The sequence below is a fragment of the Cupriavidus neocaledonicus genome (assembly GCF_000372525.1).
GTDB lineage: Bacteria > Pseudomonadota > Gammaproteobacteria > Burkholderiales > Burkholderiaceae > Cupriavidus > Cupriavidus neocaledonicus.
Window position 1 is genome coordinate 21,453 of record NZ_AQUR01000064.1, and the last position, 20,807, is coordinate 42,259.

General features: G+C 66.2%; 17 protein-coding genes and 1 pseudogene (1 of these 18 only partly in view). All 18 read left to right on the forward strand.

Features of this window, described 5'->3' with window-relative positions; all coding sequences use genetic code 11:
• Positions 1 to 20: 20 nt before the first annotated feature.
• Positions 21 to 1,994, forward strand: coding sequence for a DUF1302 domain-containing protein (locus A3AG_RS0102265; protein ID WP_081610670.1), 1,974 nt, complete (start codon positions 21 to 23; stop codon positions 1,992 to 1,994).
• Positions 1,994 to 4,372, forward strand: a complete 2,379-nt coding sequence (locus A3AG_RS0102270) for an efflux RND transporter permease subunit (RefSeq protein WP_051073460.1) — start codon at positions 1,994 to 1,996, stop codon at positions 4,370 to 4,372. The genes A3AG_RS0102265 and A3AG_RS0102270 overlap by 1 nt, the downstream gene beginning before the upstream one ends.
• 9 nt (positions 4,373 to 4,381) lie before the next feature.
• Entirely contained in the window at positions 4,382 to 5,374 is a 993-nt protein-coding gene (locus A3AG_RS0102275) for a WD40/YVTN/BNR-like repeat-containing protein (protein ID WP_240619776.1), read from the forward strand.
• An 83-nt stretch (positions 5,375 to 5,457) separates the two neighbouring features.
• Positions 5,458 to 6,588: a saccharopine dehydrogenase family protein gene (locus A3AG_RS0102280; protein ID WP_018003912.1), complete on the forward strand. Its 1,131-nt coding sequence runs from the start codon at positions 5,458 to 5,460 to the stop codon at positions 6,586 to 6,588.
• Between the two features lie 106 nt (positions 6,589 to 6,694).
• On the forward strand, positions 6,695 to 8,251 hold the full coding sequence (locus A3AG_RS0102285; protein WP_018003913.1) for an AMP-binding protein: 1,557 nt from the start codon (positions 6,695 to 6,697) through the stop codon (positions 8,249 to 8,251).
• A gap of 25 nt (positions 8,252 to 8,276) precedes the next feature.
• Positions 8,277 to 9,518 (forward strand): thiolase family protein, encoded by a 1,242-nt coding sequence (locus A3AG_RS0102290; protein ID WP_018003914.1) that lies wholly within the window; start codon positions 8,277 to 8,279, stop codon positions 9,516 to 9,518.
• A gap of 11 nt (positions 9,519 to 9,529) precedes the next feature.
• Positions 9,530 to 10,879, forward strand: a complete 1,350-nt coding sequence (locus tag A3AG_RS0102295; protein ID WP_018003915.1) for an NAD(P)/FAD-dependent oxidoreductase — start codon at positions 9,530 to 9,532, stop codon at positions 10,877 to 10,879.
• A 168-nt stretch (positions 10,880 to 11,047) separates the two neighbouring features.
• Positions 11,048 to 11,734 carry a TetR/AcrR family transcriptional regulator gene (locus A3AG_RS0102300; RefSeq protein WP_018003916.1) on the forward strand — a complete coding sequence of 229 codons (687 nt, stop codon included), beginning with the start codon at positions 11,048 to 11,050 and terminating at the stop codon, positions 11,732 to 11,734.
• 162 nt (positions 11,735 to 11,896) lie between these two features.
• Positions 11,897 to 13,186, forward strand: a complete 1,290-nt coding sequence (locus A3AG_RS0102305; protein WP_018003917.1) for an acyl-CoA dehydrogenase family protein — start codon at positions 11,897 to 11,899, stop codon at positions 13,184 to 13,186.
• A 98-nt stretch (positions 13,187 to 13,284) separates the two neighbouring features.
• Positions 13,285 to 13,653 (forward strand): hypothetical protein, encoded by a 369-nt coding sequence (locus A3AG_RS0102310; protein WP_018003918.1) that lies wholly within the window; start codon positions 13,285 to 13,287, stop codon positions 13,651 to 13,653.
• 4 nt (positions 13,654 to 13,657) lie between these two features.
• Positions 13,658 to 15,130, forward strand: a complete 1,473-nt coding sequence (locus A3AG_RS0102315) for a flavin monoamine oxidase family protein (protein WP_035847653.1) — start codon at positions 13,658 to 13,660, stop codon at positions 15,128 to 15,130.
• A gap of 9 nt (positions 15,131 to 15,139) precedes the next feature.
• Entirely contained in the window at positions 15,140 to 15,796 is a 657-nt protein-coding gene (locus tag A3AG_RS0102320) for a c-type cytochrome (RefSeq protein ID WP_018003920.1), read from the forward strand.
• Between the two features lie 34 nt (positions 15,797 to 15,830).
• Entirely contained in the window at positions 15,831 to 16,499 is a 669-nt protein-coding gene (locus A3AG_RS0102325; protein WP_018003921.1) for a hypothetical protein, read from the forward strand.
• A 14-nt stretch (positions 16,500 to 16,513) separates the two neighbouring features.
• Positions 16,514 to 17,590 carry a phosphotransferase gene (locus A3AG_RS0102330; protein ID WP_018003922.1) on the forward strand — a complete coding sequence of 359 codons (1,077 nt, stop codon included), beginning with the start codon at positions 16,514 to 16,516 and terminating at the stop codon, positions 17,588 to 17,590.
• Between the two features lie 28 nt (positions 17,591 to 17,618).
• The gene (locus tag A3AG_RS0102335) at positions 17,619 to 18,398 is read left to right on the forward strand and encodes an SDR family NAD(P)-dependent oxidoreductase (RefSeq protein WP_018003923.1); all 780 of its coding nucleotides are present in this window, start codon (positions 17,619 to 17,621) and stop codon (positions 18,396 to 18,398) included.
• 16 nt (positions 18,399 to 18,414) lie between these two features.
• Positions 18,415 to 19,530, forward strand: a complete 1,116-nt coding sequence (locus A3AG_RS0102340; protein ID WP_018003924.1) for a Re/Si-specific NAD(P)(+) transhydrogenase subunit alpha — start codon at positions 18,415 to 18,417, stop codon at positions 19,528 to 19,530.
• Positions 19,531 to 19,544: 14 nt separating this feature from the next.
• A complete protein-coding gene (locus tag A3AG_RS0102345; RefSeq protein WP_018003925.1) occupies positions 19,545 to 19,886 on the forward strand; it encodes an NAD(P) transhydrogenase subunit alpha part 2 in 342 nt (113 codons plus the stop codon).
• Positions 19,886 to 20,807: pseudogene (locus tag A3AG_RS0102350) on the forward strand (NAD(P)(+) transhydrogenase (Re/Si-specific) subunit beta) (its annotated part continues 382 nt past the right edge of the window); the annotation flags it as partial. The gene A3AG_RS0102345 and the pseudogene A3AG_RS0102350, both read left to right, overlap by 1 nt.

Below are 20,807 nucleotides of genomic sequence, written 5' to 3' on the forward strand. Positions count from 1 at the left end.
ACGGGTACCGAGAGGCCATCATGAAACTGCGTGATCACGCGGGACCGGTCGCCGGGGCGATCGGCAGGGCGAGTGCGAATGCATGTGCAAGCGCAAGGAAACTGGACCGGAAGCTGGTCTGCACCGCGATCGTCGGCGTGCTGGCCGGGGCCAATGCAGGAGCGGCCCGCGCCGCGCAATGGACGCTCGACAACGGCTGGCAGGTGGCCTTCGACTCGACGGTGTCGTTCGGCGTGGCGGTGCGCACGTCGAAGACGAACTGCAGCTTCGTCGGCAATGACAACGGCGGTTGCGTCGGCGACGCCCCGACGCCGCTGCAGCAGAGCAACCCGGCCGTGTTCTCGTCGAGCCTGGACGTGCTGCGCGTGAACCAGGACGACGGCAACCTGAACTACAAGCGCTGGCAGCCGGTGTCCGCCAATGCGCAGTGGACCAGCGACCTGTACCTCAAGGCGTCCGACGGCTGGAGCGGGCTGCTGCGCGGCGTGGTCAACTACGACTTCGCGGTCGACCACACCCGGCGCAGCGACCTCGACCCGTCGGCGCGCAACTTTGCCACCAGCAACCCGCGCCTGCTCGACGCCTACGTGACCAAGGAGTTCGAGGTCGGCGACCAGCAGGCGCGCGTGCGCGTCGGCAACCAGGTGCTGAGCTGGGGTGAAAACCTCTACATCCCGGGCGGCGTGAACTCGATCAACCCGATCTACCTGCCGTCGGCGCACCAGCCCGGCACGCCGCTGAAGAACCTGTTCATCCCGTCGCCGATGGTCTCGGCCAGTTCGTCGCTGGGTCCGGACCTGGGCATCGAAGCCTTCTACCAGTGGAAGTGGAACAGCTTTGTGTTCGATGCGCCCGGGACGTTCTTTTCGACCAGCGACTTCGTCGGCAGTGGTGGGCGCGGCCTCTATATCCCGACCTCGACGGTCAATGCGGCGCTGGGCGCCGCAGGCTTGCCGCCGTTTCCGCGCGCCACCATCGGCGACAACGGCACCCGGATCGTTGGAATCAATCCCGCCACCGGGTTGCCCTACAACAGCCGCCTGAGCGCCGGCGAACTGGCTGATCCTGGCGCCAACCCGGTGGGGCCGCTGCTTGGCGCCGGCACGTTCATCCCGCGCGGCCCGGACAACAAGCCGACCAATGCCGGGCAGGGCGGGCTAGCGTTGCGCTACAAGTTCCCCGATAGCGGCAACGAGCTCGGCTTCTACTACCAGCATTACAGCGACAAGGTGCCGTTCGTCAGCTACCAGGTGGGCAACACCACGGCCAATCCGTTCGGCTGGCAGGCGTCGCTCGACTATGGCAAGAACCGCGACCTGTTCGGCCTGTCGTACAACTTCCAGGCGGGCGAGTGGGTGATCGGCACGGAGCTTTCCTATCGGCCGCGCGATGGCGTCGCGATCGACCCCACCACGGTGATCGATCCGGGCAATCCGTACTACTGCAATGCGCTGGCCGATTTCACCGTGAAGCCGGTCGGCAGCAGCTGCAAGGGCTGGGTCGACACGCAGCACTACCAGCTGCACCTGACCGGCATCCACATCATGTCGCCATCGGGATCGTTCGGCTGGCTGCTGCGCGCGCTGGGCGCCAGCGAGGGCACGCTCACCGCCGAGGGTGCGCTGGCGTACTACCCGAAGCTGAAGCTCAACGCCGGCATCCCGTATGCGGTCACCGCCGACTACCAGCTGCCGACGAAGCTGTCGGCGGGCATGGTGCTGGCGGCGTCGGTGACCTATCCCAATATCTTCGGCACAAGGGCGTCGCTGTCGCCGGATATCGCCGTGATGCAGGGCATCGGCGGCTATTCGGCAACGGCGCTGCCGGGCTTCATCCAGGGCGCGGGCGCCGCGGTGATCGGCGCGACCATCGACTTCAAGACCAAGCCGGAAACCAGGCTGCGCCTGGACTACACCCACAACTGGGGCGGTAGCGGCAGCAACCTGCTGCGCGACCGCGACTTCTTTTCCCTCAGCATGACCACCGCATTCTGATGCTTGCACGCCTGTTAACCCGTCTAGAAGCTGCCCTGTTCGGGCATCGCCTTCCATTCCTGCTGCTGCTGGCGGGCGTCACGGCCGTCATGGGCGTGCTGGGGGCGAAGCTCGAGCTCGAAGCCGGCTTCGAAAAGCAGCTGCCGCAGGGCCATGAGTACATCAAGACCTTCGAGCAGTACCGCCACCAGCTGTTCGGCGCCAACCGGCTGACCATCGCCGTCCATGCCCGCGACGGCGACATCTGGAACGCGCAGGCGCTGACCCAGGTGCTCAAGGTAACCGAAGCCGTCACCTACCTGCCCGGCGTGGACCGGGCGAGCGTGACTTCGCTGTGGACGCCGAACGTCTTCTTCACCGAGATCACCGAAGACGGCTTCCGCGCCGAGGCGGTGACCGGCGGAGACGTCGTGCCGGAGAAGCTCTCGGCCGAGGTGATCGGCATGGTCCGCCAGCGTGCCACCGCCGGGGGCCATATCGGCACTCTGGTCGCGCGCGACCAGACCAGCGCGCTGATCACCGCCGAGCTTGGTGATGTCGACCCGGCCACGGGCAGGAAGCTGGACTATATCCAGTTCAACCGCTTGCTGGAGGAGAAGATCCGGCGCCCGTTCGAGAATGACAAGGTCGAGATCCAGATCATCGGGTTTGCCAAGCAGACCGGCGACATCGCCGACCGCGCGGCGGACGTGGCGCGCTTCTTCGCCATCGCCTTCCTGCTCACCGGGCTCGCCGTGTACTGGTACTGCCGCTCGCTCCGCCTGACGCTGCTGCCGCTGGCGTGCTCGCTGGTGTCGCTGGTGTGGCAGTTCGGCACGCTGCGCCTGCTCGGATACGGGCTTGATCCGCTGGCGATCCTGGTGCCATTCCTGGTGTTCGCCATCGGCGTCTCGCACGGTATCCAGCAGATCAACTTCATCGTGCGTGAAGTGGCGCAGGGAACCGATTCCGCCATGGCCGCGCGGCGCAGCTTCACGGGCCTGCTGATTCCCGGCTCGCTCGCGCTGATCACCGCGCTGGTCAGCTTCGTCACGCTGCTGCTGATTCCGATTCCGATGATCCGCGAGCTGGCGCTGACCGCGGCGATCGGCGTGGGCTACAAGATCGTCACTAACCTGATGATGCTGCCGGTGGCCGCGTCGTACTTCCGCTTTTCGCCGGAGTTCGCGCGCCGGTCCCTGGCCCGGCGTGAACGCCATAACTTGTGGCTGGAAGCCATCGCCCGCATCGCGCGGCCGCGCAACGCCGCGCTGGTGACGCTTGCCGGCGCGGTGATCTTCGGCCTGGCGGTATGGCAGAGCCAGGGGCGCCACATCGGCAGCCTGCAGGCGGGCGCGCCGGAACTGAGCGCGGACTCGCGCTACAACCTCGACGTGGCGGCGATCGTCGACCGCTTCGCCGTGGGCCTGGACTGGCTGACCGTCGTGTTCGAGGCGAGACCGGAGCACAAGGGCGAAGTCTGTTCCCGCGCCGACGAGCTGCTGTTCATCGACGATTTTGCCTGGCGCATGGGCAGCGTGCCTGGTGTCGTGTCGACCGACTCGCTGGCCGCGCAGCTCAAGCTCTACAACGTCGGCATGAACGAAGGCAGCCCCAAGATGGCGACCGTGACGCGCGACCCGCGCGGCCTCGGCTCGCAGTTCCAGGGCGTGAACAACCGCATCGCCGGCCTGTCGTCGATCGACTGCCGCGTGCAGGGCGTCAACCTCTACCTGCCGGACCACCGCGCCCCGACCATCAAGGGCGTGGTGGAGGCGGTGAAGGACTTCCGCGACGCCAACCGGATCGACGGGGTGCACGTGCGGCTGGCGAGCGGCAACGCCGGCGTGCAGGCCGCCACCAACGAGGTGCTGGAGGCAAGCGAGCTGCCGATGATGCTCTACGTCTACGCCGCCATCCTGATCCTGGTGTTCCTGGTCTACCGCGACTGGCGCGCGATGATTGCCTGCTGCCTGCCGCTGACCGTCGCGACGTGGATCGGCTACTGGTTCATGAAGCAGCTGGAGATCGGGCTGACCGTGGCCACGCTGCCGGTGATGGTGCTCGCGGTCGGCGTCGGCGTGGACTACGCCTTCTACATCTACAACCGCCTGCAGGTGCAGCTTGCGCACGGTCTGGAGTTCACCCGGGCACTCGAGCTGGCGATGAAGGAGACCGGGCTTGCCACCGTATTCACCGCCATCACGCTGTCGGTCGGCGTGGCCACGTGGACGTTCTCCAGTCTCAAGTTCCAGGCCGACATGGGCGCGCTGCTGACCTTCATGTTCATCGTGAACATGGTGATGGCCATCACGCTGCTGCCCGCCTTCGCGGCGATGCTCGAGAAGTTCTTCCCGCGGCGGGGACCGGTGTACATGCCGGAAATTCTGAAGCACTAGGACGCAACGATGAGCCAACTTTCTAAGAGCCCGCTCCGATACCTGCCCTTTGCTGCGCTGATGGCGTGCCTGTCGTTGCCCGCGACCGCCGCCGGAACCACGGCCGCGCACTGGCCGACCATGGAACCGGCCCGCCAGGTTTCGAATGCAGCCGCCGCGCCACTGCTGGCGGCTGCGCGCGCCGGGAAGCGCGTCGTCGCTGTCGGCGACCACGGCGTGATCCTGCTGTCCGATGACGGCGTCAGCTTCCGGCAGGCGAAAGCCGTTCCGGTCCGTACGCTGCTGACCACGGTCCAGTTCATCGACGCCCGCCACGGCTACGCGGCGGGCCACGATGGCGTGGTGCTGGCCACGCAGGACGGCGGCGAGACCTGGACCTTGCTGCGCGCCACGCCCGGCGTCGAGCAGCCGATTCTGGCGATGCACTTCGACAGCCTCAAGCATGGCATCGCCGTAGGCCTGTACGGTTGGGCGATCGAGACACACGATGCAGGCCGGACCTGGACCGACCTGGCGATCGCGTCAGGCGAAAGCGCCGACCGGCATCTGCTGCACATGTTCGCCACCGCCCGCGGCTCGCTGTTCGTCGTCGGCGAGGGCGGGACGATTCACCGCTCAACCGACCGGGGCAAGTCATGGGAAGCGACGACCACCGCAGGCAAGGGCTCGCTCTGGCACGGCCTTGCGCTTTCGGACGGCACGCTGCTCGTCTGCGGCATGCGCGGCCACCTCTATCGCAGCAGCGACGACGGCAAGACGTGGCAAGCCGTCGACGCGCATACCACCCAGTCGCTGACCGGCATCGCGGAGCTCGCCGACGGCAGCGTGACCATCGTCGGCATGGGCGGCACCGTGCTCGGGAGCACGGACCACGGCAAGACCTTCGCGCGCTCGGAGCGCGCCGGGCACGAGGCGCTGACAGCGGTGCTTGCCGACGGCGCGCGCGCGCTGCCGGTGTCGATGACCGGCCCGTTGCAGGTGTCCGGCCCGGCGCAGCGATAGACCTTCGCGCACAAGCGGCACTGCAACACCTTCATTCACCGAGCAGAACCAACCTGCCCACCCATACCCTCAAGGAGACAATCATGGCAAAACACCCCGTCGTCATCTATGGCGCAAGCGGCTACACCGGCATGCTGATCATGGACTGGCTGATCGACCAGAACATTCCCTTCACCGCCGTTGCGCGCAATGCGGGCCGGACCAGGGAAATGATGGCGCAACGCGTCGTCCGCCTCGAAGCGGCGGAGTACGAGATCATCGAGGCGGAGCACGACGTCGACTCGCTCACCAAGGCCTTCCGCGGCGCCAGGGTTGTGTGCAGCACCGTCGGGCCGTTCTTCCGCTTCGGCATGGTAGCCGTCGAGGCGGCGCTCAAGGCCGGATGCCACTACCTCGACCCGGCCGGCGAGCAGCACTACATCCGCCGGGTCCGCGACGAGTTCGGCGAGCAGTATCGCCAGGCCGGGCTGCTGGTGTCCCCGTCGAATGCGTACATGTATACGTTCTCGGAGATCGCGGCGGAACTCGCGCTGGAGACGCCGGGCGTTGACGCGCTCGAGACCGCTGCGCTGTGCCGCGGTCCGCGCGGCGGCGCCGGCGTCAGCGTCGGCTCGACCGCGACCATCTTCGAAGGCTACCGCCAGGAAGCGTGCTTCCTGTGGGAAAAGAAGCTGGAGCGCCATGCGCCGGACGCGTCGTTCAACATTGTCGACCCGGCGTTCATGCAGCCGGTGTTCTGCCTGCCGTGGGGCGGCACCTCGCTGCCGGTCTATTTCGAGAACGATCCGCGCGTGCGTAGCTGTACCTCGTGCGTGGGCTTCTACGACAACAACGCCATGCGCATGGTGCATGCGATCGGCCAGAAGTGGGAGTCCGAATACAAGCACCTGCCGCCCGAGCAGCAGGATGCGGTGCTCAAGCAACTGGTCGATTCAACCACGCCGGCCATGCCGCCGCGCGAACGCACCACGCTGCAGCGCACGGTGGACTTTGCCATCGGTCGCGGGCAGCTCGCCTCGGTTCGCGCGACCGTGCACGGCATCACGCCCTACATCGCCACGGGCGCGATCCAGGCGGCCGAGGTCATCAAGCTGCTTGACGGCGACACGGCACGCGTCGGCTTTGCGTCGGGCTCGAAGGCCTTCGGCCATCGGTACCTGCTCGGCTTCCTCGAGCAGCGCGGGCTGGCCCGCGCGACGGTGTCCAACCTGTAACTTGCCGGTTCGGCTATTCCTTGCCCGCCTCAGGGCAGGGAATGGCTTCAAAAAAAATAGCTTCACAGAATTCGTCAGAACACGCAGAGAGTGAGGAAAGCCTGACATGGCAATCATTGATTTTTTTGACCGCGGCCTGCGCATCAATCCGCACGGCATCGCCTATATCCAGGACGAGCGCAGCTTTACGTTCCGGGAGATCGGCGAACTGTCGTGCCGCATCGCCAACGGGCTGCTCGCTGAAGGGCTAGCCAGGGAGACCAAGGGCGCGGTCTGGGCGGACAACGATGTCACGGCCTGGGGCTGTGCGCTGGGGCTATGGCGCGCGGGGATGGCGTATATCCCCGTCAACGGGCGCAATGCGCCCGACGAGAACCAGTTCATCCTCGACGCCTTCGACTGCGAGGTGCTGTTCTTCCAGCAGGCGTTCGCGCCGGTGATCGATGCGTTGCGTGGCGGGCTGCCGAAGGTGAAGCTCTGGGTGTGCATCGACGCCGACCTGCCGTGGGCGCCGTCGCTTGCGACGTGGAGCGCGAGCCAGCCGTCGAGCGCACCGGTGATCGACTACGACATGGACGAGGTCGTGACCCTGTCGGCCACTGGCGGCACCACGGGCCGGCCCAAGGGCGTGATGAACACGCACCGCGCCTACCAGACCTATTTCGCGCAGTTCATGACGGCGTTCCCCTACCAGGGCGAGGAGCGCCCCGTGAACCTCGCCGCCGCGCCGATGACGCATACGGCCGGGATGCTGTCGCTGCCTTGCACCGCGCGGGGCGGCACCGTGGTGGTCCTGCCCAAGCCCGATCCCGCGGCCGTGCTGGGCGCGATTGCGCGGCACCGGGTGACGGAGTTCTTCCTGCCGCCCACGGTCATCTATCGTCTGCTCGACATCCCCGGCATCTCGAAGCAGGACTTCTCCTCGCTCAAGTGCTTCCTTTATGGCGCCGCGCCGATGTCGGTCGAGAAGCTGAAGCGCGCGATCGAGGTGTTTGGCCCGGTCATGGCGGGCGGCTACGGCCAGACCGAGGCGCCGGCGTCGATCTCCTACCTGACGCCGGCCGAGCATTTCGTCGGCGGACGGCTGGCATCGGACGAGCGGCTGTCCTCGGTTGGCCGGCCGAACCCGCTGATTCGCGTGGAGATCCTGAACGACCGTGGCGAGGTGCTGCCCCAGGGCGAGAGCGGCGAGATCTGCGTGCGCGGGGACCTCGTCATGAAGGGTTACTACAAGGCGCCCGAGAAGACGGCCGAGACCATTGTCGACGGCTGGCTGCACACCGGCGACATCGGCCATCTCGACGCGGACGGCTATCTGCATATCACCGACCGCAAGAAGGACATGATCATCAGCGGTGGCTTCAACGTGTACCCCAGCGAAGTCGAACAGGTCATCTGGGCGCATCCGGCGGTGCAGGACTGCGCGGTGATCGGGGTGCCCGACGAGACGTGGGGCGAGGCGGTGAAGGCGGTGGTGGAACTGAACGCGGGCCATAGCGTCAGTGCGGACGAACTGGTCGGCCTGTGCAAGCAGAAGCTAGGCTCGGTGAAGGCGCCCAAGAGCGTGGACTTCGTCGCCGCGCTGCCGCGCAGCCCGGTCGGCAAAGTCCTGAAGAAAGACCTGCGCGAGCAATACTGGCAAGGCCTGCAACGCAAGATCTGATCGGGTTTTCGGGGAACGACAAGCTATGAGCAATATCTACATCGCCGGCATCGCCATGACCGTATTCGGCCGGCATCCCGAGCGCAGCATCGAGGACCTTGCCGGTGAGGCGCTGCGCGGCGCGCTGGCGGACGCCGGCTGCACCGCCGGCGCCATTGGCGCGGCGTTCTACTCCGGCATCACCAACGGCGCGCTGCAGGGCCAGTTGTCGGTCCCCGGACAAGTTGTCTTCAGCAAGACCGGGGTCGAGGGCATTCCGGTGTTCAACGTCGAGAACGCCTGCGCCTCGGGCAGCACCGCCGTTCACCTGGCGGTGCAGCACCTCAGGGCCGGAGCGTGCGACGTGGCGCTGGCCATCGGCGCCGAGAAGATGAACGTTCCGGACAAGGCCAGGTCATTTGCGCTGTTCGAAGGGGGGTGGGACGTGTCCAGGGTCGAGGAGAATTTCGCGACGCTGGCACGGCTGGGCGAAGGTATCGAGCCACCGCCCGGCTCGGAGTCAGACAAGCCCTACAGCCGTTTCATGAAGATCTATGCTGCGCTGTGCCGGTATCACATGAAGACCTACGGCACCACGCAGCGCCAGATCGCGGCTGTGTCGGCGAAGAACCACGGGCATTCGGTGCATAACCCGCACTCGCAGTTCCGCCGGCCGTTCACGATCGACGAGGTGCTTGCCGCGCCGCCGATCACGTATCCGATCACGCTGCCGATGTGCGCGCCGGTCTCGGACGGCGCGGCGGCCGCCATTCTTTGCACCGAGGCAGGCCTGCGGCGCATCGGCGCGGACCGCGGCCGATGCATCCGGGTTGCGGCGAGCGTGATCCGCAGCTTCACGCACCGGCCCATCGATGCGCCGGAACGCAACATCGGCTACCTGGCCGCGCGCCAGGCGTATGAACAGGCCGGCCTGGGCCCGCAGGACATGCACGTCGCGGAAGTCCATGACGCCTCGGCGATGGGTGAAATCATCCAGGCCGAGAACCTCGACCTGGTGCCTTTCGGCGAGGGCGGGCCGGCTGCCGAGCGCGGCGAGTTCACGCTGGGCGGACGGATCCCCATCAACACCTCGGGCGGGCTCGAATCCAAGGGTCATCCCTTGGGCGCGACCGGCATTGGCCAGCTCTATGAACTGGTCACCCAGTTGCGCGGGGAAGCCGGCGTGCGGCAGGTGCAGGGCGCGCGTCACGCGATCCAGGAGAACGGCGGAGGCTTGCAGGGCGTGGAAGAAGCGGCGCTCGCCATCCATATCCTGAGCAAGGACTGAAGGAGACAGGCATGACTGGGTTCGACAGGCAGGGCAGGCCGGTGTATCGCCCGCTCGGCGGCTGGGTGGAGGCGCCGGATGACCCGCAGCCGGAACTGGAGGGCGAGGCGGCCGCGGACGTGATCGTTGTCGGCGCCGGCTTTGCCGGGCTGTCCACCGCGCTGGAGTTGGCCGCGCGCGGCGCAAAGGTGATCGTCCTCGAGCGCGAGTTCGCCGGATTTGGCGCGAGCGGTCGCAACGCGGGCTATCTCGCGGGCGGGCAAGGGCTTGAGTACGATTTGTTCCTCCGGCGCGTGGGTCACGCGCAGGCGAAGCAGATCATCCGCTTCTACGATGAGGGCGTGGATTACGTGGAGCGAAAGCTTGCCGAGCTCGGGATCGATTGCGACTACAACGCCTCGGGCATTATCCGTGCGGGGGTTCATCCTTCGCAGGAGAAGAAGCTGCGCAAGAGCCTGCGGACCGGCGTGGCACTCGGCTCGCCGGGGAAGTTCCTTGACTACGCCGCGATGCGCGCGCGCGGCATACCGCCGGCATTCCTGTTCGGTTGCTACCTGCCAGGCGGTGGTACGCTCGATCCGGGCAAATATGTCATGGGCTTGCGGCGCGCGGCGCTGCGTGCCGGGGTGAGGATCTGCGAGAACACGAAGGTGCTGTCCTGGGCCGACGGCCCCACCGTCACGGTGCAGACCGAACGGGGCCGCGCGCATGCGCCATTCCTGGTGCTTGCCACCAATGCCTATACGCCGCAGCTTGGCCTGCTAGGCAACAAGGTGATCCCGCTGCGGGTGTCGGCGCTCGAGACCGAGCCGCTGTCCGCGGCACAACTGGCGTCGCTCGGCTGGCCACGGCGCGAAGGCATCGTGACGGCGCACTGGACCATGGAAAGCCATCGCCTGACCGCGCGTAACACGCTCGTGACAACGACGAAGCGGCTGCACTACGTCTACGGCAGGCAGACGCCGAATGTGCCGGACGAGGCAGCCTATCGGGCGCTGGCGAACGGGCTGCACCAGCGCTTCCCGATGCTGGGGGACCTGGCCATCCGGTCATGCTGGAGCGGCTATATCAGTTTCGCCTACGACGCGCTGCCCGTGGTCGGCGAAGCCGGCGCACAGCGCAACGTCCTCTATGCCGCCGGTTGTTCGGGGCATGGCGTCGGCACCCAGTCGCTGATGGGGCTGCTGCTGGCCGAGCGGATCTGCGGCGCGGAAAATCCGCTGCTTGCGGCGTTGCGCCACAACACGCCGCTGACGCTGCCCGAACCGCTGCAGTGGTGCGCGGTCAATGCCGCGCTGGGCGTGGCCAACAGGCTGGACCACCGGGTGAACCGCAAGGCGAGGGACGCCGCGCGCCGGTAAGGTGCGGCAGCATGCCATTTCACTGCTATCTTCAAGGAGGGACCCGCCGCCGAAGCGACTCTGGCGCCATGCGCGCCGACGGGCGTCAGCTATAATGACGCCCGCCCAGCGACCCGCTGGCGCGATCCTTTCCCCAGTGCCGAAAGGCCCTGATTCAAGGCAGAAGAGATGACCGTGCCTACGGAACCGCGCACCACCAGGAAGCGGCGCACCGCGACCGCAGCGTCCACCGGAGCAGACCCCGAAGGGCTGCGGGCCCAGGGCCTGCGCACGCGCAATGCCATCATCCGCGTCGCGCGGAAGCTGCTGCTCGAAGGCGGCAGCCTGGAATTCTCGCTGCGCGCCGTGGCCCTTGGCGCCGGTATCAGCATCAGCAACCTCCAGTACTACTTCCCGACCAGGCAGGCCGTGCTGCGCGCCATCATGGCGCCGATCATCGACGCCTACCTCGAAGACCTGAAGCGCGCGCTGGACAGCCGCATGGCACCGCGGGAGGCGCTCGACACGCTGCTGGATAAGGCGCTCACAGACGCCAGCAGCCACAAGGAGTCGGCGTTGTGGTGGCACTTCGTTTCGCTGGCCTCCACCGATCCCGAGTGTGCGCGCATGTTCGACGAGTGGTATGACACGCTCACGCGCGGCATTGCTGAACTGGCGCGAGCCGTGAATCCTGAACTGAAGACGGCAGAAAGTCTGCATGTCGCCTCGCTGCTGATCGCCATGGCCGATGGACTCGCCCTGCAGCTCGGTGCGGGACGACGCAAGCGTGCGTACCACGGCGGCCTCAACAAGGCCTTTCGTGCCACCGTCAATCATCTCGTGCTGGGCGAGCGGTCGACCGAAGAGGCCGGCTAGGCGTCACAACGTCGGTGACCGGATGCGGAAAGACAGGGATAACCCTGTCTTTTTTTATGCTTGTATGTTTGGCAACATGACCTATGTTTTGTATAGTGTTCTAATAAATGAGCGACTGGTCCCGACAGCCGCCCGGTTTGTCCACGAACAATGGAGACAGAGATGATTCGCCTGAACAAGACCACGGCCCTGCCCGCAGTCGGCCTGACCGGATTCGAGACGCCGTTGAGCGAAGAGGAAAACGCGATCCAGCAGACCGTTCATCGTTTTGCTCGCGAGGTACTGCGGCCGGTTGGCCGCGAGCTTGACCGCATGACGCCGGAGGAGGTCATCGCCCCGGGGTCGCCGTATTGGGCGGCGATGATGGAAAGCGCGAAGCTGGGGCTCGACCCGCAGCTGATCGCGCAGTTTCCGCCTGAGGTTGCCGTTCGCATCGAATCGCTGATCGGTGAGGAGTTCGGGTGGGGCGATGCCGGCCTGGCCGTCTCGCTGGGCGCCGCGACCATGCCGCTGACGATGGCGCAATCGCTCGGCAACCAGGAACTGGTCGAGATGTGTGCGGGCAAGGTCGGTTGCTGGATGAATACACAGCCCGACCGCGGTTCCGATGCCGCGATCCTGTACCGCGAGGAACTGAGCGCCGGCGGCAAGCAGCCGGTGGGCAACGTCACCGCAAAGGTCGGTGCCGATGAGATCGTCATCAACGGCCAGAGCTCGGCCTGGGTGTCGAACGGATCGGTGGCGCAGGTCGCGCTGGCCTACATGGCGGCGGACTACGGCGACGGCTTCCATGGCACTGGGGAGCAGGGCGGGTTCACCAACGGCATCGGCCTGATCCTGCCGCTCGACCTGCCAGGCATCTCGCGCGGCAAGCCGCTGGACAAGATCGGCCAGCGTTCCCTGCCCCAGGGAGAGATCTATTTCGACAACGTCAGGGTGCCGAGGCGCTTCGCCATTGCGCTGAAGGACGACTACCTTGGCAACCTGGCCTCGACCTGGTCGTTCGCAGGCACCCACATGTGCCAGGTCTTCGTCGGCGTGGCGCGTGCGGCCTTCGAGCTGGCGCTGGCCTATTGTCACGAACGCAAGCAGGGTGGGGCGCTGCTGATGGACCACCAGATGACCCACTTGCGCGTCGGCGAGATGCTGCGCCGGCTGGAGATGGCGCGCGCCATCGCGCGCCGCAGCCTGGCATTCGCGCGCTTGTCGCCGCAGAGCCATCCCTATGCGACCGCGCAAGCCAAGGTCAGCGTGACCGAAGAGGCGATGAAGATCACGCATGAGGCCTTCCAGCTCTTCGGTGCCAACGGCACCACGCGCGAGTTCCCGATCGAGAAGCTCTTCCGCGATGTGCGCTCCGCACTGATCGAGGACGGCGAGAACTACGTGCTCGCCTCGCGCCTGGGGGTGCTGGCCGGGCGGCTTTACCAGAATGGTTGGGCGCGCGAGTAAGCGTATCGGCATGCGTCCGGCCATGCGCCAGACACCGGCCGTCGCGGCGGCCGGCGCAGCGCAACGGACAAAGCAGCCCTTTGCAGTGAGAAGCAGTCATGACGACATGTTCCAGCGCGAGCGCAGCCGCATGGGGGCAGCAGCCCGGCTCCAGCGAACTGCTCCACCGGATCCGCGCCTCGGTGGCGCGCATTCGCGTGGATGCGGCAAACGGTGCCGGCATCGAACGCCTCTTGTCGACCCTCCTGCGCCACGCGCTCGCGGCGGGCTCGCCGTTCGAGATCGCGCTGGTGCTCGGGAGCGCGGCAGAACTGATGTTGTTCCCGGAACCGGAGATCCTGGAGCAATGTACGGCCGCCGTGCAACAGGCTGACCAGCAGGCGCTGCGCGGACTGGTCTGGGCTGTCCGGCACAGAAGCATGAGAAGCGGGAAGGGCGCGCGCAGGTTCGCGCTCGACCCGCAGTGAGGCAATGAAATTGCGAAACAACATGGTGAAGCCTTCAATCAACACGCAGCGCAGGCAGCTGCTCAAGCTGGCTGGCATCTCGACTGCGGTAGGCAGTATGGGCAGCCTGAGCCCTGGGCCGGCGCATGCCGGCAAGCCAGCGGACGTCCTCGACGTCGTCATTGTCGGCGCGGGCCTGGCGGGCCTGACGGCGGCACGGGACCTGAGCCATGCCGGCTGCGAGTCATTGGTCGTGCTCGAAGCGCGTGATCGCGTCGGCGGGCGGACGCTGAACTACGACGTGGGTTCCGGGCACGTGTCCGAGGTCGGCGGCCAGTGGATCGGCCCTGGCCAGACCGCCGTGGCCGACCTTGCGCGTGAACTGGACGTCGGCACGTTCCCGAGCTTCTACAAGGGCAACACCGTCATTCTCGGCGGCGACGGCCGCCTGGAGATAGACCTCAGGGGCACGTTCGGCAGCGACGAGGCGATCGGGAGCAAGCTCAGCGGGCTCTCGCGCGAAGTTCCCGCCGGCGCGCCATGGAAGTCACCGAAGGCAGCCGAACTGGACAAGCTCTCGGTCGGCGACTGGCTGGCGCGACAGAACATCAAGCCGGAGGACCGCACCGGCTGGAATGCGAGCCTCGCGCTCACCGGCGGCGTGATGCCGGCCAAGATGGGGCTGCTGCATTTCCTCTCGATGATCAATTCGGCTGCCTGCGACTATATGCAACTCGACAGCATCAAGCATAGCGCGCAGGAAACGCGTTTCGTCGGCGGGTCGCAGGTACTGAGCAACCGGATGGCGCAGGCGTTAGGCGGGAAGGTGCGACTGTCGAGCCCGGTGCGACGAATCTCCGGATGGGACCGCGACGTCGTCACGCTGCACACGGACCATGGCGAGATGCGCGCCCGGCAGGTCATCATGGCCCTGAGCCCACCCTTGTGCCAGCAGATCCAGTTCGATCCCCCGCTGCCGGCAAAGCGTGCCGCCCTGCAGCGTGCCTGGCCCGCCCACTCGCCGGCGCGGAAGACGGCCATGGTCTATTCCCGGCCGTTCTGGCGCGACAAGGGCTTGAACGGACATATCTTCCAGGTGAACGGGCCCATCCTGTGGGCTTTCGACAACTCTCCGCCAGGGGGGGAGATCGGCGTCATCAACGCCTTTATCTCGAACGCGCAGGTCCCGTCTGAACCCAAGGCCGCGCAGCAATTCCTGACGGCGTTGTACGCCCGTGCCTTTGGCCGCGAAGCGCTGTCCCCGGTGTCATATCACGACCACGACTGGGGCCGCGCTGATCCATGGACGATCACCTGCGTCTCCGCGATCCCGCCGGGCTTCTGGAGCACCCACGGCGAGGCCTTGCGCCCACCGTGCGGGAAGCTGATCTGGTCCGGCACCGAGACGGCCGAGATCTGGGCCGGCTACATGGACGGCGCCGTGCGATCGGGTCACCACGCCGCGCTCCAGGCGCTCAACGCGCTGCGTCGGGCGTAGGAGGCTGAGATGAAGAAACGGATTTTGCTGGGCGCCGCCGGCGCCATCGTTGGCGGATTGCTGGCCTGGTTGGGGCCCGACCTCCTCGGACTCTATCGGCTTGACCGCTACATCTCTGCGTCCGCGGCGGCCTACGAGACCAATAGCGGACCCTGGCCTCACGTGACGGACGCTTGCATCGCGTGCCACGGCGTCAGGGGCAATTCGATGCATCAGGGTTATCCGAGCCTGGCAAGCCAGCCGGCCCCGTACGTGGCGGACCAGCTCCACAAGTTCGCGAGCGGCGAGCGGCACAACCCTACCATGGGCCCGCTGGCGATGACCATGAGCGAGACCGAGATCAACCATCTGGCCGATCACTTTGCCAGGCAACCGGCCGTGGCCAACCGGACTTTCACGCCGGATGCCGTGTTGCGGGAGCGGGGCAGGCAACTGGTGGCATCGGGCAACTGCATCGCTTGCCACGGCGGCCAGTTGATGGGGCGTGACCAGTTTCCGCGCCTTGCCGGCCAGGGTTATGACTACCTGCTCGCGCAGTTCGACGCGTTCGCCGACGGCACGCGCAGCGATCCGACCGGAATGATGAAACGCATTGCCATGGCGGCTTCAGCGCAGGACCGCAAGGCGATGGCGAGCTACCTCGCCAGCCTCGCCCCGCAGAAGTGACGAAGCTGCCCGAAAACATATACCTGGAGTCGTAATGGAACTCAGCTTCTACATTCTCTGCCTTTCGATCGCCACTCTGGTGGCAACGTCCTTGATCTTCGGCCTGAAGTTTCTGGGCAAGCGCAACTATCTGCTCGGGTTCGAGTGGCTGGTCGTGACGTTCTCGGCATCGAACTTCCTGCTCTATTTCCTGGGCGGTGTGGAATTCTCCTATCGCATCTCTTACTTCCTGGATGCGTTCTCCCGGGGCTTCGGTATTCCGGTGATCGCCACTGCCGGACTGATGGCCGTCACGCATCGCTACAAGCCGTCCATCCTGTCGGATGTCCTGTTCTTTGCCGCCGCTATCGCGGCAACGGCGGTCCTGGTGTCGGCCGACTTCATGGCGCAGCCCCGGCCGTACTTCTACGTAGCGATGTGGTCCGCATTCTCGGTGTACCTCGCCTACTTTGCCTGGAGATTGCTGAGCGCCGGGGAAGGTCTGCTTGCACTCGGCGTGCTCGTAGTCCTGCTGACGTCTCAGGCCATCGCCACCATCTACGACTTTTACAAGATCCCCGGCGATGACGAGCAGGCCCTCTTCTATGTGCTCGCGTGCCTGGCGTGGTCGCTGATGTGCGTCGTGATGTATTACGCCTATGGTGCGCTGGAGCGCGCGGAGAAGAACGAGGCATCGCTGTCGTCGATGCTGGCGGCCCGATGAACCCGGCGACTCCCATGGGCACGGACTTCTCCGCGTTCGCCGGCACGCGCCCGGTGACCGAAGCCATCGGCTTCGATCCCGCTGCACTGCACGACTGGATGACGCAGCACGTGGAGGGGTTCGCCGGCCCGCTGGCCATCGAGCAGTTCAACGGCGGCCAGTCCAATCCCACCTTCAAGCTGGTCACGCCGGGTCAGACCTATGTCATGCGTGCCAAGCCCGGGCCGCGGGCAAGGCTGCTGCCATCGGCGCATGCCATCGAGCGCGAGTTCCGCGTGATGGCCGCGCTTGCCGGTACCGACGTGCCGGTTGCGAGGACCTATGCCATGTGCGAGGACGAGGCAGTGATCGGCCGCGCCTTCTACATCATGGAGCATGTCGAAGGGCGCGTGCTGTGGGACCCGTCGCTGCCGGGCATGGCCCCGCACGAGCGCGCGGCCATCTACGACGAGATGAATCGGGTCATCGCGGCGCTGCACAGCGTCGACTGCAAGGCTGTTGGCCTGGGCGATTATGGCAAGCCTGGCAACTATTTTTCGCGACAGATCGAGCGGTGGAGCAGGCAGTACAAGTCTTCCCAGACCGAATCCATTCCGGCGATGGATGCGCTGATGTCATGCCTGCCCCAGCACATTCCGCACGAAGCGGAGGAGCAGGTCTGCATCGTTCACGGTGATTACCGGCTCGACAACCTCATCTTCCATCCGACCGAGCCTCGTGTCCTTGCGCTGCTCGACTGGGAACTCTCGACCCTCGGCCATCCGATGGCGGACTTCAGCTATCACTGCATGAGCTGGCATATCGAACCGGGCCCACTCCGGGGCATGGCAGGCGTTCACGCCGCCAGCCTGGGTATCCCGGACGAGGCGGCCTATCGGCGTGCCTATGAGCAACGTACCGGACACAAGATTGCGCAGGACTGGCACTTCTACCTCGCCTTCAGCATGTTTCGCACCGCGGGCATCCTGCAAGGCATCATGAAGCGGGCGTCGGATGGCACCGCGACTTCCACGCGTGCGCTCGAAACCGGGAAACTGGCCAGGCCGGTCGCGGCAATGGCCTGGAAGCATCTGCAAATGCATTCGCGCTGACCGGCACTTCTTCCAACATCACAGCATCATGGCGAATTCAACACCGACCCCTATCGCGCAGCCCGGCCTTGCCGGATTCCTGGACTTCACCGGCAAGACGGTGCTGGTGGTGGGAGGCTCCAGCGGCATCGGCAACGGCATTGCCCAGGCATTCCGGCAACTCGGCGCAGAGGTCCACGCATGGGGCACGCGTGCCCGCGCGGCGGACTACAGCGCCGACGAGGGCTCTGATCTCTCCGGTCTGCATTATGCGCAGGTAGATGTCTCCGACCAGGCCGCCATCCACGCCGTGCAGCCTGCCTTTCAGCGCCTGGATGCGCTGGTGCTGTCACAGGGCACCATCCTGTACAAGCGGGCCGAGTTCGAAATGGAAGCCTTTGATCGGGTCCTGAGCGTTAACCTGTCCAGCGTGATGGCGTGCGCGGTCAAGTTCCGGCCAATGCTCCGCGAGAGCCAGGGTTCCCTGGTTACGCTGAGCTCGATTGCGGGCTTCCGGTCCGTGCGCGGAAACCCTGCCTACGCCGCATCCAAGTCAGGCGTGGTGGGTCTGACCCGCACGCTGGGCGAAGCCTGGGCAGCCGAAGGTATTCGCGTCAACGGCATTGCCCCGGGACTGGTCGATACCAAGCTCACCAAGGTCACCACGGCTTCGCCGGCGCGGCTCGATGCAACGCTTTCGCGCGTGCCCCTGGGCCGCATGGGCTTGCCACACGAGATCGCCGGAGTCGCCGTTTTCCTGGCCTCGCCGTTGGCCTCCTACATGGTTGGTGAGACGCTGCTTGTCGACGGCGGGCTGACGCTGGCCTGACACAAGGGAATCGAATATGCAAATTGGTATTCCACGGGAAACACTCCGCGGCGAGACTCGCGTCGCCGCCACCCCGGAGACCGTCAAGAAATACGTCGCCCAGGGCCACAAGGTGGTGGTGCAGGCCGGTGCCGGCCTGAACGCCAGCCAGCCCGACAGCGCGTATGAGGCGGTCGGCGCCACCATCGGCAGCGCCGCCGACGCGCTCGGCGCGCAGCTGGTGCTCAAGGTGCGCGCACCCGAGCCCGCCGAGCTGGCGCAGATGAAGCCCGGCGCGGTACTGGTAGGCATGCTCAATCCCTTCGATGCCGAGAACAACGCGCGCATGGCGGCCGCGAACATCACCGCGTTCGCGCTCGAAGCCGCGCCGCGCACCACGCGCGCGCAGAGCATGGACGTGCTGTCGTCGCAGGCCAATATCGCGGGCTACAAGGCCGTACTGGTGGCCGCGCACCACTACCGGCGCTTCATGCCGATGCTGATGACCGCCGCCGGCACCGTCAAGGCGGCGCGCGTGCTGATCCTGGGCGCCGGCGTGGCCGGCCTGCAGGCCATCGCCACCGCCAAGCGCCTGGGCGCGGTAATCGAAGCCTCCGACGTGCGCCCCGCGGTCAAGGAGCAGATCGAATCGCTCGGCGCCAAGTTCCTCGACGTGCCGTTCCTGACCGACGAAGAGCGCGAAATCGCGCAGGGCGTGGGCGGCTACGCGCGCCCGATGCCGCCGGACTGGATGAAGCGCCAGGCCGAGCTGGTGCACCAGCGCGCGATCCAGGCCGACATCGTCATCACCACCGCGCTGATTCCGGGGCGCAAGGCGCCGGTGCTGCTGCAGGAAGCGACCGTGGCGCAGATGAAGCCCGGCTCGGTGGTGGTCGACCTGGCCGCCGCGCAGGGCGGCAACTGTCCGCTGACGGTGGCCGACCAGGTGGTCAACCACAACGGCGTGGTCCTGATCGGACATACCAACCTGGCCAGCATGGTGGCGGCCGACGCCTCGGCGCTCTATGCCCGCAACGTGCTGGACTTCCTCAAGCTAATTTTGGACAAGGAAGGCAGGCTTGTGATCAACAAGGAAGACGATATCGTCGCCGCCTGCCTGATGACGCGGCGGGTCGAACAGGCGGTGGCCTGATCAGGAGAACAATGATGGAAATGGTGAACCACACGGTGATCAACCTGATCATCTTCGTGCTGGCGATCTACGTGGGTTACCACGTGGTCTGGACGGTCACGCCGGCCCTGCATACGCCCCTGATGGCGGTAACCAACGCGATCTCGGCCATCATCATCGTCGGCGCCATGCTCGCCGCGGGCCTGACCGAAGGCGGNGTCGGGCGCGTGATGGGCACGCTGGCGGTGGCACTGGCCGCGGTCAANGTGTTCGGCGGCTTNCTGGTGACCCAGCGCATGCTGGAGATGTTCAAGAAGAANGAACCGAAGGCCAAGGCGCCCGAGGGCAAGCCGGCACTGGCCAAGGAGGGCGCGTGATGGCGGGCCTTGTCAGCATGAACCTCGTCACCCTGCTCTACCTGGTGGCCTCGGTCTGCTTNATCCAGGCGCTCAAGGGGCTGTCGCACCCGGCCTCGGCGCGCAAGGGCAATGCCTTCGGCATGATCGGCATGGCCATCGCGGTGGTCACCACGCTGGTGCTGATCATCAAGCTGAAGAATGAATTCCTCGCGGCGGGCACGGCCCAGTCGTCGGTGGGCACGGGCCTGGCGCTGATCTTCGCCGCGCTGGTGGTCGGCGGCGGCATCGGTGCCTACGTCGCGCGCAAGGTGCAGATGACCAAGATGCCGGAACTGGTCGCGGCGATGCACTCGCTGATCGGTCTCGCGGCGGTGTTCATCGCGGTGGCGGCGGTGGCCGAGCCGGCGGCGTTCGGCATCAGTCCGGCCGGCTCGCACCTGATCCCGCTGGGCAACCGCATCGAGCTCTTTATCGGCTGCTTCGTCGGCGCGATCACGTTCTCGGGCTCGGTGATCGCCTTCGGCAAGCTGGCCGGGCGCTACAAGTTCCGCCTGTTCCAGGGCGCACCGGTGGTGTTCGCCGGCCAGCACATGCTGAACCTGGCGCTGGCGGTGGCCATGGTTGGCTTCGGCATTGCCTTCTTCATGACGCAGGAATGGCTGCCGTTCCTGGTGATGCTGGCGATCGCCTTCGTGCTGGGCGTGCTGATCATCATCCCGATCGGCGGCGCCGACATGCCGGTGGTGGTGTCGATGCTGAACTCGTACTCGGGCTGGGCTGCGGCCGGCATCGGCTTCTCGCTGAACAACCCGATGCTGATCATCGCGGGCTCGCTGGTGGGTTCGTCCGGTGCCATCCTCTCGTACATCATGTGCAAGGCGATGAACCGCTCGTTCTTCAACGTGATCCTGGGCGGCTTCGGCNGCGATGCCNNNGCCG

Coding starts and splice junctions, on each gene's coding strand:
- A3AG_RS0102265 (WP_081610670.1), top strand. CDS start 21: ATGAAACTGCGTGATCACGCGGGACCGGTCGCCGGGGCGATCGGCAGG.
- A3AG_RS0102270 (WP_051073460.1), top strand. CDS start 1,994: ATGCTTGCACGCCTGTTAACCCGTCTAGAAGCTGCCCTGTTCGGGCAT.
- A3AG_RS0102275 (WP_240619776.1), top strand. CDS start 4,382: ATGAGCCAACTTTCTAAGAGCCCGCTCCGATACCTGCCCTTTGCTGCG.
- A3AG_RS0102280 (WP_018003912.1), top strand. CDS start 5,458: ATGGCAAAACACCCCGTCGTCATCTATGGCGCAAGCGGCTACACCGGC.
- A3AG_RS0102285 (WP_018003913.1), top strand. CDS start 6,695: ATGGCAATCATTGATTTTTTTGACCGCGGCCTGCGCATCAATCCGCAC.
- A3AG_RS0102290 (WP_018003914.1), top strand. CDS start 8,277: ATGAGCAATATCTACATCGCCGGCATCGCCATGACCGTATTCGGCCGG.
- A3AG_RS0102295 (WP_018003915.1), top strand. CDS start 9,530: ATGACTGGGTTCGACAGGCAGGGCAGGCCGGTGTATCGCCCGCTCGGC.
- A3AG_RS0102300 (WP_018003916.1), top strand. CDS start 11,048: ATGACCGTGCCTACGGAACCGCGCACCACCAGGAAGCGGCGCACCGCG.
- A3AG_RS0102305 (WP_018003917.1), top strand. CDS start 11,897: ATGATTCGCCTGAACAAGACCACGGCCCTGCCCGCAGTCGGCCTGACC.
- A3AG_RS0102310 (WP_018003918.1), top strand. CDS start 13,285: ATGACGACATGTTCCAGCGCGAGCGCAGCCGCATGGGGGCAGCAGCCC.
- A3AG_RS0102315 (WP_035847653.1), top strand. CDS start 13,658: ATGAAATTGCGAAACAACATGGTGAAGCCTTCAATCAACACGCAGCGC.
- A3AG_RS0102320 (WP_018003920.1), top strand. CDS start 15,140: ATGAAGAAACGGATTTTGCTGGGCGCCGCCGGCGCCATCGTTGGCGGA.
- A3AG_RS0102325 (WP_018003921.1), top strand. CDS start 15,831: ATGGAACTCAGCTTCTACATTCTCTGCCTTTCGATCGCCACTCTGGTG.
- A3AG_RS0102330 (WP_018003922.1), top strand. CDS start 16,514: ATGGGCACGGACTTCTCCGCGTTCGCCGGCACGCGCCCGGTGACCGAA.
- A3AG_RS0102335 (WP_018003923.1), top strand. CDS start 17,619: ATGGCGAATTCAACACCGACCCCTATCGCGCAGCCCGGCCTTGCCGGA.
- A3AG_RS0102340 (WP_018003924.1), top strand. CDS start 18,415: ATGCAAATTGGTATTCCACGGGAAACACTCCGCGGCGAGACTCGCGTC.